This is a genomic window from Labrenzia sp. 5N, assembly GCF_012395805.1.
Classification (GTDB): domain Bacteria; phylum Pseudomonadota; class Alphaproteobacteria; order Rhizobiales; family Stappiaceae; genus Roseibium; species Roseibium algicola.
Map to the genome: position 1 here is coordinate 821,451 of NZ_JAAZTM010000004.1, position 12,679 is coordinate 834,129.

Consider the following 12,679-nt stretch of genomic DNA (forward strand, 5'->3'; position numbering starts at 1 on the left):
TCAGCGCCTGAGGTCGATCTGGTGGTGCCTTATCCCAATCTGCCAGGACTGTCCATTCATCGGCTCGCCGTCCAGATTGAACTGCACGGGCTGCTGGGTCTCGATTTTCAGATTGCGCACCTTGCGCTGGATCGGGCCGCCGTTGATGTCGTCAACGCCGCTGTCCAGCAGCACCGACAAAAGATCGATGACCTTGCCCGACTGCGGGAAGGGAACGATGGTCAGATCGAGGAAGCCGTCATCGAGCTTGGCATCGGGGCATAGCCGAATGCCGCCACCTGCGCGGCGGCCATTGCCCACGGCGAGCGCCAGGAACGAGCCCTCCCAGGAGAAATCATCCGCCTCGATACGGGCTTCGCAGGCCGAAAGTTCCGAAAACCGCTGCAGACCTGTGAAGAGATAGGCAGCCCCGCCAAGAACACGCTTCAGGTTCGGGTCGGTCTGTGATGTCACCTGTGAACCGAAGCCGCCAGTTGCCATGTTGACGAACACACAGCCGTTGACCTCGCCAATGTCGGTCGGTTTGGCGGAAGCGCGCACGGCAAACCGCAGGCAGGAGGTGATGTCCGCCGGGTCAAGGCCAATGTGATTGGCAAAATCATTTGCCGTTCCAAGAGGCAGAACCGCAAATGAAAAAGGAGGCTTTTCCCCTTCGGGCAAACCATGCAGGGCCGCATCCAGAACCTCGTTCAAGGTGCCATCGCCTCCGCCGCTGACAAGCGTGTCGATCCGCTCGCTCTCGTGATCGCGCAGGGCATCGCGAACCAGTCTCTCGACATCGCCGGCCTCATAGGTCACGCGGACGGAGACATCGTGGCCCATGGACCGTACGGCCTCTACCGCACTGCGGACATCGTCGCGGCCGGCGGACTTGCCATTGAGGATCAGGCGCAGATGATGCTTTTCCAATTACGTCTCCTTGTCCCTGCTTCTTTCTTACACGAGCAGGGAAAATTGCCATCAGGCATGGCAGCAGATCATAACCCGGGGCGGGAATACGGCAGTTTGAAAGCGGGACGGGTCTCTCCGATTGGTGCCTGTGAGCAAAACGCCGGTAAGGTGCAATCGTTCCGCTGAAAAGTGGGTCATGTGCCCGCCGGTTTCAATTTCTGCCGATGGCTTAAAAGTCAGGTCCAGGGGAACCGTCGTGCGGAGCGCCCTGTCTTGACGCCTGCTTCAGCCCGGCAGCATTGTTTCCCGGCGCGTCCGTGCGGTGCGCGCTTCCTCCATCAGCCATTTTCGGAATGCAGATACCACCGGCCGCATCGTCCGCCCCTCCGGATAGACGAAATAATACGCCGTCTGTTGTGACAGGGAGAGGTCGAAAAGCCGGACGAGACGTCCTGAGGCCAGTTCCGCCTCGACGAAAAAACGCGGGATCAGCGCGGCCCCGGCGTGGTGGATCGCAGCCTCGGAGATCATGACGAACTGTTCGAAACGCGCGCCTTGGAAGGCGGCATCTGTTTCCACGCCTGCAAGATCAAACCACTGCCGCCAGGCAAGCGGGCGTGTTGCAAGCTGCAGGCGCGGCACGCGGGCAAGATCGGCAGGTGTGCGGATCTGGTGCCGATCGCGAAAGACGCGTGAGGCAACGGGGATGACTTCCTCGTCGAACAGCCGCTCGGCGATCGCCCCCGCCCAGACCGGGTCGCCGTGGTGAATGGCGCCGTCAAACGGCTCCTCGTCGAAATCGAACGGCTGCAGGCGTACACTCAGGTTCAGCCCAGCGTCCGGATACCGGCGCCCGAAATCGGCAATCCGCGGCGCCAGCCAGCGGGTGCCAAAGGTCGGCAGAACCGCAAGGTTGAGGACGTCCGCACTGCCGGCGTAGGACATCACCTGCCGCGTGGCCGCGGTCATCTGTTCCAGCGCCCCTCGGATATCGTGAAGGTAGATCCGGCCCGCGTCGGTCAGGACAATGCGCTGGCGAACCCGCCGAAACAGCTCGACGCCCAGCCTGTCTTCCAGCTGGCGAACCTGCTTGGACACTGCGCCCTGCGTCAGGTGCAGTTCCTCCGCGGCGCGGGTAAAGCTCAGATGCCGGGCGGCACATTCGAACGCGATCAGCGTGTCTGCCGGCGGGACGAAGGCGCGCCGCATGGCAAATTCCCCTACTTCATTCCATTTCGTCATGAATGATGGACGAGGTTTCGCTTTTACGCAAACGGATTTGAGGCAAGACTAGAGGAAATAGAATGACCCTGGCCGTCAAGCGGCCGCACATCATTGGCCGGATCACGGCCTGGGAGACACGACCATGAACGCACCCGCGAATGTTAAGTCCTCACCGGCCGGTGGCGGCTCCTTCGACTGGCAGGACCCGTTTCACCTGCGCGAACAGCTGAAGGAAGACGAACAGCTGATCCAGGATACGGCTCGCGCATTTGCCCAGGAAAAGCTGCTGCCGCGCGTAATCGAAGCCTACCGCGAGGAAAAGACCGACCGGGGCATTTTCAACGAAATGGGTGAACTCGGCCTTCTGGGCGTCACCCTGCCGGAAGAATACGGCTGCGCCGGTGCATCCTATGTCGCTTACGGCGTCGTTGCCCGCGAGATCGAGCGTGTCGACAGCGGCTATCGCTCCATGATGAGCGTGCAGTCCTCGCTGGTCATGTACCCGATCTATGCGTATGGCTCGGAAGAACAGCGCCAGAAATACCTTCCGAAACTGGCAAGCGGCGAATTTGTCGGCTGCTTCGGCCTCACCGAGCCCGATGCAGGTTCCGATCCGGCTGGCATGCGCACCCGCGCGGAAAAAATCGACGGCGGCTACAAGCTGACCGGCTCGAAGATGTGGATCTCGAACGCTCCGATCGCAGATGTCTTCGTCGTCTGGGCGAAGTCGGAAGCTCATGATGGTGCCATCCGCGGCTTCGTGCTCGACAAGGGCATGAAGGGCCTTACCGCACCGAAGGTCGGCGGCAAGCTTTCCCTGCGCGCGTCCATCACCGGTGAAATCGTCATGGACGGTGTGGAAGTGGGTGAAGATGCCCTGTTGCCGAATGTTTCCGGCCTGAAAGGCCCGTTCGGCTGCCTCAACCGCGCACGCTACGGCATTGCCTGGGGCGCAATGGGCGCTGCAGAAGACTGCTGGACCCGCGCCCGTCAATATGGCCTCGACCGCGAACAGTTCGGCCGCCCGCTGGCACAGACCCAGCTCTTCCAGAAGAAGCTGGCGGACATGCAGACCGAAATCACGCTCGGCCTGCAGGCAGCGCTGCGTGTCGGCCAGCTGTTCGACGCTGGCAAGGTGGCGCCGGAAATGATCTCGCTGATCAAGCGCAACAACTGCGGCAAGGCCCTGGATATCGCCCGCCAGTCTCGTGACATGCACGGCGGCAACGGCATCCAGGAAGAATACCACATCATGCGCCACGCCCAGAACCTGGAAACGGTCAACACCTACGAAGGCACGCATGACATTCATGCGCTGATCCTCGGCCGCGCACAGACCGGCCTGCAGGCGTTCTTCTAAGACCCTGAAGTCATGACATTTGATGCGGGCGGCCAAGCCGCCCGTCTCTCGTTCGGTTCTCTTGAAAAGGGTTTGCGTCAGCAGGCCCGTTGTTTTTCCTGACAGCGCTTGAGGAGGCTCCATGGCGGACCAGACTGCGGATGTCGTCATCATCGGGGGAGCCGTCATGGGCTCGTCCGTCGCCTGCCACCTGGCCATGCGCGACGATTTTTCCGGACGCATCGTCGTTATAGAGGCGGATCCCGCCTATGAAACCTGCGCTTCCGCGCGGTCGGCAGCGTCCATTCGCCAGCAGTTCTCCAGCGCCATCAACATCGAGATTTCGCTTTACGGCATCCGCTTTCTGCGGGAGATCGGAGCAGCGCTCAACGTGAACGGCGACAGGCCCGCTATCGATCTTCACGAGGGTGGCTACCTGTTCCTGGCAACGCCCGACAAGCTCAATATCCTTCAGGAAAATCACCGCCTGCAGCAGCAGCTCGGCGCGGATATCGCCTTTCTTGACCCGGACGGTCTCAAGGCAAAGTTCCCCTGGCTGGAGGTTTCCGACCTCGCCGCAGGCTGCCATGGCGTTACAGGCGAAGGCTGGTTCGACGGCTATGGCCTGATGCAGGCCTTCCGCAAGAAGGCCCGGTCGCTGGATGTCGACTACATTGCCGCAAAGGCCAGGGTGGCATCCGACGGCAATGGCGGCTGGAGCGTTGAGCTATCGACGGGCGAGAGACTGTCGACACCTGTCGTCGTCAATTGCGCCGGAGCTTCCGGCGGGGCCGAGCTTTGCCGTCAGGCCGGAATGGACGTTCCGATCGTTTCCAAAAAGCGCTGCGTCTTTACCTTTGAATGCAAGGACAAGCTGGAGCGTTTTCCGCTGCTGATCGATCCGAACGGCACCTATGCGCGCCCGGAAGGCACCGGCTACATCTGCGGTTCGGCGCCGCCTGAAGATCGCGATCCGGACTGCCACGATTTCGACGTCGATTATGGCCTTTTCGAAGAACATATCTGGCCGACACTGGCAACGCGCGTTCCCGCTTTCGAGGCAATCCGGCCGGGGGCTGCCTGGGCCGGCTGCTATGACATGAACCTCTTCGACCACAACGCCTTTGTCGGCGCAGTGCAGGGGCTGGACGGGTTCTATCTGGCACTCGGGTTTTCAGGACATGGTCTGCAGCAGTCACCCGCGGTTGGGCGCGGCCTTGCGGAACTGGTCGTGACAGGCGGCTATCAGACGCTGGATCTCTCACCGCTGGCGTTCGACCGGCTGGCTGCCGGAACACCGATTATCGAAAAGAACGTGGTCTGACCGTCTGAAGCTTACTCGGCCACCAGCAAGGGCGTGACGGGTCCGTCCTCGACCTTGCTCGTCTGGGCGCTGGATACCTTGGGCAGGGTCAATGGATTGGCGGGGCTGATCTCCGCCTTTTCCAGTGCCGCGTCAGGCGTTTCTGCCGAAATATCGTCCGGGATTTCTGCCGCGCCTTCCGTCAACGCTTCGGCATTGTCGGTAACCGGGCCAGCGTTGCTGCCGCTGTCTTCAGCGTCCGTCGTCTCCACCAGAGGCTCTTCCACCGGCAAGGGCAGGCTTTCAATCTGGTTCTGACCAGATGAAGCACCGCCCACCGACGTCCAGTCCACCAGCCGCGTCATTGCATCCTGCAGGACGGCCGTCAGACGGGCCATTCGCACCTTGTCCGGCTCGAAAGGCGGTGACTCATGGCGCAGGTAAGAGCGTTGTGCCAGTAGCAACGTCATCGCATGCAGGCCGCGGTCCGGTCGACCGAACGTATGGGTGATGAAACCACCCTGGGTCTGCTCATCGACGCTGACCGTATACCCTTCCCGCCCCTTGAACGAGCCGACCAGCACATTGCGCAGGTCCGGATCACACGACTTTCCGCCCGCCGTGCCGATACTGACCAGCGGCAGTCCATTTTCGGTAACGCCCTTGATGTTCGAACGCATGGACTGGCAATCCAGCACGATCACCTTGCGATGACTTCGCAAAAGCCGGTCGATCTGGCGGCGCAGGGCCTTGTGGAAGGGCGTATAGAAAAGCAGCGTGCGTTGTTCGATCTCGGTCGGGCCAGGCTCTTCGCCTTCCTGATAGATGCGCTTGCCATCCAGCGTGGTGGCGGGACACAAGGCGCGCGTCGGATCCTGCGCAGCGCTGACAGGTGTCTTGGGATCGCGGTCCAGATCGACAACGTAGCGGGAAATGGTGGAGCGCAGCACTGTCGCGCTCAACTCTCCGTGAAAGTCGAACACGCGTTCCAGGCGCCAGGCGAGATCGGCCTGAAGACGGCCCGTGGCATTCAGCCTTTTTTCGACAGCGTTCGGGATCTCCGTGCCCGAATGGGGCAGGCAGACAATCAGCGGGCTTTGTCCTTCTTCAACCAGGATCATGCTGCAACGCCTAAACGACGAGACCAAACGGCCTCTAACTTGGAGAACTTACTTAACGGAAACAAGACATTTTCTTTACAACCAGAAGACACGTAACCACACCCGCAACAAAGCATGGTCGAATAGATCATTGTTTCCAGCAGCTTGCCAACCCTTATTGCCTGCACCGCTTCTGGGTGAAAGCCGTTTCCGGTCCGAAGCTCTCTTTCCCACACTATTTCGCGGTCGCACAAACCATCGTATCGCGCATGTTAATCCGGCGAGCTGACCAACTGGCGTCTTGACGGATGCCTGCAGGCGGGCAATTTTCACAGCAACACATCTTTCGGCGGCCAAGGCCGTCCCATCCCCTTCCGTTCAGGATCTGCCTTCAAACGAGGACCCGGCCATGACGCTTCGCAATGGCAAAGAATTTCTGATGATTCCAGGACCGACCAATGTGCCGGAGGAAATCCTGCGGGCCATGCACCGGCCTGCGGTAGACATTTATGAAGGCCCTTTGCTGGAAACAACCGGGTTCTGCCTGCACGGTTTGCAGCGTCTGTTCCGGACCGAAGGCAAGACCTACATCTACGCAGCCAACGGTCATGGAGCCTGGGATGCCGCCCTGTGCAACACGCTGAAGCGTGGCGACAAGGTGCTCGTGCTGGAGTCCGGCCGCTTTGCCCTTGGCTGGGGAGAAGCTGCCAACGTGCTGGACCTCGATATAGAGGTTCTGCCCGGTGCCTGGGACAAGGGGGTCGACCCTGCCCACCTGCAGGAACGGCTGAAACAGGATACCGCCCACGAGATCAAGGCTATCCTGGTGGTTCAGGTCGATACGGCCTCCGGGGTCTGGAATGATATTGCCGCCTTGCGCAAGGCGATCGACGCAGCTTCACACCCTGCCCTGTTCATGGTCGACACCATTGCCTCGCTAGGCTGCATGCCGTTCGAGATGGACGCCTGGGGTGTCGATGTGGCGCTGACGGGATCGCAGAAGGGTCTGATGTGCCCGCCAGGCCTCTCCTTTGTTGCCGCCGGCCCGAAAGCCGACAAGGCACATGAAACGGCGGAGCTGCGGACCAACTACACCGACTGGACTTTCCGGCAAGGGCCGGAGCACTACCAGAAATACTGCGGAACGCCGCCCGAGCACCTTCTGTTTGCCTTTCACAAGGCTCTCGATCTCATTTTCGAGGAAGGGCTGGAGAAGACCTGGCACAGGCATGCCCTTCTGGGCGAGGCAACCCGGCGGGCCGTTGCGGTCTGGGCGGAAAAGGGCGCGGTCGACTTCAACATCACCGACGCGCATGCCCGCTCGAACTCCGTCACCGTTGTGCGGTTCAACGAAGGCGACGTGGCGGCGCTAAGGACCTTTACCAAGGAAGTTTGCGGCGTCACCATCGGTGGAACGATCGGCGAATTGTCCGGCAAAGGCATCCGCATTGCCCACATGGGCCACGTCAACGCCGTCATGCTGCTCGGCACGTTGTCAGCCATCGAACTCGGCTTCCAGAAACTGGGCATTCCCCATGGGCGGGGCGGAGTGCAGGCGGCGATGGATTACCTGGCGGGCGCTCTGTGAGAACGGTGGGACGCGTCCTGGAAAGTGTCTGAATTTTGAGCGCGATCGACCGCCTTCCACACGGGTTCAAATGCCTGGCGATGCTTGCTGAGCAGCATTTTCACCAGCCCCTTCAGCAAGACGGTCCTCATCCTGAGGAAGCGCGCAGCGCTGTCTCGAAGGATGGGCGGCATAGTCCGGTACAAGCGGCCCATCCTTCGAGACGGACCAGACCGGTCCTCCTCAGGATGAGGGTCGTTTTGAAGTCTTTTTCTTCTCAAAGCCTTTCCTCCAGCCGGTCGCAGATCGTTTTCAGAACCTTGATCCGGGCATGGCGCTTGTCTTCGGAGGAGACCAGCGTCCAGGGGGCGTAGTGGGTTGATGTGCGATCGATCATGTCGCCGGCGGCGATGGCGTATTGGTCCCATTTCAGGCGATTGCGCCAGTCGTCATCCGTGATCTTGTGCTGCTTGTAGGCCGTGTCCTCGCGCGCCTTGAACCTGCGCAGCTGCTCGTCCTCGGAAATGGCAAGCCAGAATTTGCAGACAATGTAGCCAAAGTCCGTGAGTTCCTGCTCGAACTCGTTGATTTCGTTGTAGGCGCGCAGCCAGTCGTCGTGTCCGGCGTAGCCTTCGACACGCTCCACCAGCACGCGTTCGTACCAGGACCGGTCGAAGATGGCGAAATGTCCCTTGGCCGGCACGCGCCGCCAGAAGCGCCACAGGTAAGGGCGGGCCTTTTCCTCGTCGGTCGGTGCCGAGATCGGGTGAACCTTGTAGATGCGCGGATCGAGCGGACGGATCACCCTGCGGATCGCACCGCCCTTGCCGGCGGCATCATTGCCCTGAAACACCAGAACAACACCCGTCTTGGACAGGGACTTCATGTCCGACAGATCGGACAGTTGCTTCTGGTACTTGTCGCGAAGCTCTTCGTATTCCGACTTCTCCAGCTTTTCCGTCAGGTCGATGGTATCGACCGCCGTTTCGCGCTTCAGCCCGCCGACCACGGGCGGTGCGGCAATCGAATGCGGTTCACCGTCCTCCAGCTTCAGCTTCATGGCATTGGCAACCGTTTGTGCCAGCGCGGCATCGCGGTACTCGGGATCCTGCGAGGGGATGACAAACCAGGGTGCGTAGCCCTTGCTGGTTTCCAGAATGATCTTTTCGCCGGCCTCACTCGCCTTCTTGTGGTGCTTCAACGCTGCCCAGTCGGCCAGCACATGGCGCGCGGCATGTTTTTTCTCGATGTGCTTCAGCCGTTCTTCCTGTTCCTTCTTGGGCAGGTAGAACCAGAATTTCAGGATCAGCACATCCTCGTTGGCGAGCATTTCCTCAAACCGGCGGATCCGGGTCAGGGCCTTGTCGAAGGCGTCCTCGTCGATCTTCTTGTAGATCCAGTCCCGCAGAACAGTCTGATACCAGCTCCCGAACACGATGGCCGTCTCGCCCTTGGGCGGCAGATCGCGCCAGTAGCGCCACAGCGGCGGACGCAGCCGGGCCTCGTCCATCAATTCGCCATAGGCGTTGCAGACTAGATGGCGCGCATCCATCCAGCCATAGAGCCGGGCAACCGCTTCGCCCTTGCCCGCGCCATCCAGGCCATCAACCAGGATCATCGTCGAGAACGGCTGTTTCTCGACAACAGGTAGCTGGGCTGCCAGCAGCGCCTCGCGCAACTGAGGCTCCAGTTTCTTGAAGGTTTTCTTGTCCATGTTCTGCGGCAGGCGGGCGGATTCAAACATGAAGACCTCAAAAGAAAAGACGCACTGGCTGCATCTTGAAACACCCGCACTTAAAAAACCATCTCTTGCTTCAATGTTCCCGAATGGCAGGAGATTTCAATTTTTCGCTATCGGATGGAAGAAGGCGCAACTATATGAAGCGGTAACCGTTTGCTTCACGTCTTTGAAGGCACCCGGCATTTGACAGTTTTTCACTTTTCTCGACCAACACGACCGACCCCGTGACCGAATTTCTTGATCCTGTTCTGACCTTCATCGCGGAAAACCCGTCTCTGGCAGGTCTGATCTGTTTTCTGGCCGCCATGGGCGAAGCGCTGTTCCTGATCGGCCTTTTCGTGCCGACGACGGTGGTGCTGGTGGGCGCCGGAACGCTTGTCGGGCTCGGCAAGCTGGATCCCGTGCCGCTGTTCATCTGGACAACCCTGGGAGCGACCGCAGGCGATGCGATCTCCTACTGGATCGGCTACACCTTCAAGGACAAGATCAAGACCATGTGGCCGCTGAACAAATATGCGGACATTGTGGAAAGCGGCGAGAATTTCTTCAAGAAACACGGCGGCAAGAGCGTCTTTATCGGCCGCTTCGTGCCTGGTGTAAAATCGGTGGTTCCAGGCATCGCCGGCATGGCCGGCATGAATTTCACCCGCTTTTCGGTGGTCAACGTCACCTCCGCCTTCGCCTGGACAATCGTGCATATCGCCCCCGGTATCATTGCAGGTTCCGCACTTGATGCCATCGGCCAGATCAGCGGACGGCTGGCCCTGGTGCTCGGCGCTCTCCTGGTCATCGTCTTCCTGGCGGTGATGCTCGGCCGCTGGCTTATCCTGATAGTCCTGCCGCTGTTTCCCAACACCCATGCGGCCATCGTCAAACGCTTCGCCAGGCGTCAGGACCGGGTATCCCAATGGATCGCGCGCAATTTTGACCCCGCGCATCCACGCTCGGCAGGCATGCTGGCCTCCGCGCTGATCCTGCTGATTTCCTTGCCGGCCTTCTTCTGGATCGTCGGAGAAATCGCCCCCGGCGAACCGATGGTGCGGGCCGACCTTGCCATCCTGAACCTGTTCGACAGCCTGCGCACGCCGGTCGGCGACCGGATCATGGTGTTCGTGACATCGCTCGGCGACGGGATCGTCGTTACCGCCGTCACAGTTGCGGTTGCCGCCTATCTGTTCCTGAGGAAAGCCTGGCGACGCGGCATCGGCTTCGTCATCGCGATGGCCGGCACCGCTATGTTCGTACCCCTGTTCAAGCTGATGCTGCATCGCTCGCGGCCGATCGAACTTTATGCGGGGGCCGACGCCTACAGTTTCCCCAGTGGCCATGCGACGCTGAACGCGGTGCTCTACGGCATTTGCGCCGTGTTGATCGCCCACGATCTCAGCCGTTGGGCCAAGGCCAGCATTTTCACCATCACCGCGACACTGGTCATTACCATCGGCTTTTCGCGTGTCTACCTTGGCGCCCACTGGATGTCGGACGTCCTGGCCGGACTGTTGTTCGGCATTGGTATGGTTTCCGCCTTCGCCTTCGTGTTCGGCCCGATCCACAACGAGAAGATCGGCCGGACGACACTTGCCGTCATTGTCGTTGCTACACTCGGCATCTTCGGCACCTGGCACCTTTCAGGTACCTATGACAAGGCACTTCAGATCTATGAGCCGCGTACCAACACCGAAGCGCTGACAGCAACGGGCTGGCTTGCAGGCGGTTGGCGGGCATTGCCTGCTGAGCGGATCGAACTGAATGGCGATACCGAGGAACCGCTGGTGATCCAATATACCGGGTCCCTGGACCGATTTGCCCAGGCTGCAGAAGCCGATGGCTGGCAGAAACCGCCGAAATGGTCCCTCTCGAGTGCAGGCGGGTTCGTGGAAGGCAAGACACCGCCGGATTCGCTGCCGATCCTGCCCCGAAGCCAGAACGGTCGCCAACCGTCTCTCGTTCTCATCCGCAAGGATCATTCCGCCAACGCAGACAAAAGCGGACGCTGGGTGCTGCGGCTCTGGCCGAGCCGCTATGCCATCCTGCAAGCGGGCAGCCTGCATCCGCTGTACCTCGGCAGCGTGGTACATGAGGATATCCTGCGCCCGATGGGCGAGTTCTCCGGTCCAAAAACGGATATCGAAACTCCGGACCCGACCGACAATCCGGCCCATCTGCTGCCTGGCGCGATAACGCGAAAGCGAGCGGACGGCACGGAAGTCGTGCTTGGCTTCAGCTATGGTCCGGTACCTCCGGCTGCGTCCGGGGTACCTGCAAAAGATACGCCCGTGGCTGCACCGCAGGCTCAGTAATCTCGCCATCGCAGCAGTTCGGGTCTGGTGCCTGCAACACGTTCCGGACCAGCCCCTTGCGCTGGTTTAGAGACGGTTGATCTGTTGAGCCTCCACACAACGCGGTCCCAAAAATGTCCTAATGGGCCGTCATTCTCTTGTGAGACCTATTCGGATCCAGGCTTCGCTTCACGCCAAAAGATGCCGTTATTCCAGCAGGTTAGGCACCAATGGCCGAGTTTGTTTTTCGCGTGTCAGCTCCCCGTTCCCGGAAGCGCGATCGAAAATTACCCCTTGATACTTTTTTCGTATATTCATATATTTGAATATATCGTAATCAAGGGCACATCATGACTGACTTTACACCCCTTATGAGTTTCCTGGGTGGAACGCTGATCGGCGTTGCCACGGTTGCCCTGATGGCCGTGCTCGGGCGCATTGCCGGCATCAACGGCATTGCCAGCGGCTTTCTGACCACGCAGTTCAACCAGGACTGGGCCTGGCGCGCCGCCTTTCTGGCCGGCATGGTCGCCAGCCCGCTGATCATGCTTGGTGTAACCGGGCAGCTGCCGGAAATCACCGTGCCGTCCTCCCCGCTTCTGCTGGTGATCGGCGGTTTTCTGACCGGTATCGGCACGACCTATGGTTCCGGCTGCACGAGCGGCCATGGTGTCTGCGGCATCTCGCGCCTGTCGGCACGGTCCATCGTGGCAACCGTCACGTTCATGGCAACTGCAGGTGTGACCGTCTACCTGACCCGCCACGTCTTTGGAGGATAACGGCATGAAACTTCTTTCCGCTTTTGCCATTGGCCTCCTCTTCGGCTGCGGCATCCTGATCTCGGGCATGGGCGACCCTGCCAAGGTCCTGAACTTCTTCGATGTGGCCGGCACCTGGGACCCGAGCCTTGCCTTCGTGATGGGTGGTGCGCTTCTTGTCACGGCCATCGGCTATCGTCTGGTCTTCCGGATGAACACGCCGCTGCTGGCACAGGGCTTCAACCTGCCTTCGAGAACCGATCTCGACGCCAAACTGATCGGCGGCTCAGCGGTTTTCGGCATCGGCTGGGGCCTGAGCGGTTTCTGTCCGGGTGGTCTCGTTCCGGTGCTGGGTCTGGGCATGGAGCCTCTGCTGACCGCCGGTGCTATCGTTGCCGGCATCTTGACCGCAAGATGGATGATCGTCCTCGGCCATCGCCAGCAACCCGCAAAAGCCTGACCCGGCTCGGCCGGCAA

General features: G+C 60.4%; 11 protein-coding genes. 7 read left to right on the forward strand and 4 right to left on the reverse strand.

Annotation, left to right across the window (positions count from 1 at the left end; genetic code table 11):
* Together yegS and gcvA are read right to left on the reverse strand one after the other, a co-directional pair.
* Positions 1 to 909, reverse strand: coding sequence for a lipid kinase YegS (gene yegS, locus HEP89_RS06840; protein ID WP_062491068.1), 909 nt, complete (start codon positions 907 to 909; stop codon positions 1 to 3).
* Positions 910 to 1,176: 267 nt separating this feature from the next.
* On the reverse strand, positions 1,177 to 2,100 hold the full coding sequence (gcvA, locus tag HEP89_RS06845; RefSeq protein ID WP_022999230.1) for a transcriptional regulator GcvA: 924 nt from the start codon (positions 2,098 to 2,100) through the stop codon (positions 1,177 to 1,179).
* A gap of 157 nt (positions 2,101 to 2,257) precedes the next feature.
* On the opposite strand from gcvA, the gene HEP89_RS06850 reads away from it, so the two are divergent.
* Both HEP89_RS06850 and HEP89_RS06855 read left to right on the forward strand, forming a co-directional pair.
* Positions 2,258 to 3,475 carry an acyl-CoA dehydrogenase gene (locus tag HEP89_RS06850; RefSeq protein ID WP_062491071.1) on the forward strand — a complete coding sequence of 406 codons (1,218 nt, stop codon included), beginning with the start codon at positions 2,258 to 2,260 and terminating at the stop codon, positions 3,473 to 3,475.
* Positions 3,476 to 3,596: 121 nt separating this feature from the next.
* Entirely contained in the window at positions 3,597 to 4,778 is a 1,182-nt protein-coding gene (locus tag HEP89_RS06855) for an FAD-binding oxidoreductase (RefSeq protein ID WP_062491073.1), read from the forward strand.
* An 11-nt stretch (positions 4,779 to 4,789) separates the two neighbouring features.
* Here HEP89_RS06855 and HEP89_RS06860 read toward each other — a convergent pair whose 3' ends face one another.
* Complete coding sequence (locus HEP89_RS06860; protein ID WP_022999233.1) at positions 4,790 to 5,878, reverse strand: N-formylglutamate amidohydrolase; 1,089 nt, start codon at positions 5,876 to 5,878, stop codon at positions 4,790 to 4,792.
* A 388-nt stretch (positions 5,879 to 6,266) separates the two neighbouring features.
* Between HEP89_RS06860 and HEP89_RS06865 the strand changes: the two genes are divergently transcribed.
* Positions 6,267 to 7,445: an aminotransferase class V-fold PLP-dependent enzyme gene (locus tag HEP89_RS06865; RefSeq protein WP_062492040.1), complete on the forward strand. Its 1,179-nt coding sequence runs from the start codon at positions 6,267 to 6,269 to the stop codon at positions 7,443 to 7,445.
* Between the two features lie 256 nt (positions 7,446 to 7,701).
* Here HEP89_RS06865 and pap read toward each other — a convergent pair whose 3' ends face one another.
* Positions 7,702 to 9,168 (reverse strand): polyphosphate:AMP phosphotransferase, encoded by a 1,467-nt coding sequence (gene pap, locus HEP89_RS06870; protein WP_062491077.1) that lies wholly within the window; start codon positions 9,166 to 9,168, stop codon positions 7,702 to 7,704.
* Between pap and HEP89_RS06875 the strand changes: the two genes are divergently transcribed.
* The 4 genes from HEP89_RS06875 (at position 9,167) to HEP89_RS06890 (ending at position 12,662) form a co-directional block, all read left to right on the forward strand.
* Positions 9,167 to 9,352 (forward strand): hypothetical protein, encoded by a 186-nt coding sequence (locus tag HEP89_RS06875; RefSeq protein ID WP_139314197.1) that lies wholly within the window; start codon positions 9,167 to 9,169, stop codon positions 9,350 to 9,352. The two genes, pap and HEP89_RS06875, sit on opposite strands and share 2 nt — an antisense overlap.
* 37 nt (positions 9,353 to 9,389) lie before the next feature.
* On the forward strand, positions 9,390 to 11,465 hold the full coding sequence (locus HEP89_RS06880; protein ID WP_168691617.1) for a bifunctional DedA family/phosphatase PAP2 family protein: 2,076 nt from the start codon (positions 9,390 to 9,392) through the stop codon (positions 11,463 to 11,465).
* 329 nt (positions 11,466 to 11,794) lie between these two features.
* On the forward strand, positions 11,795 to 12,223 hold the full coding sequence (locus HEP89_RS06885; RefSeq protein ID WP_197923157.1) for a YeeE/YedE family protein: 429 nt from the start codon (positions 11,795 to 11,797) through the stop codon (positions 12,221 to 12,223).
* Positions 12,224 to 12,227: 4 nt separating this feature from the next.
* Positions 12,228 to 12,662 carry a DUF6691 family protein gene (locus HEP89_RS06890; RefSeq protein WP_168691618.1) on the forward strand — a complete coding sequence of 145 codons (435 nt, stop codon included), beginning with the start codon at positions 12,228 to 12,230 and terminating at the stop codon, positions 12,660 to 12,662.
* The last annotated feature ends 17 nt before the right edge of the window (positions 12,663 to 12,679 follow it).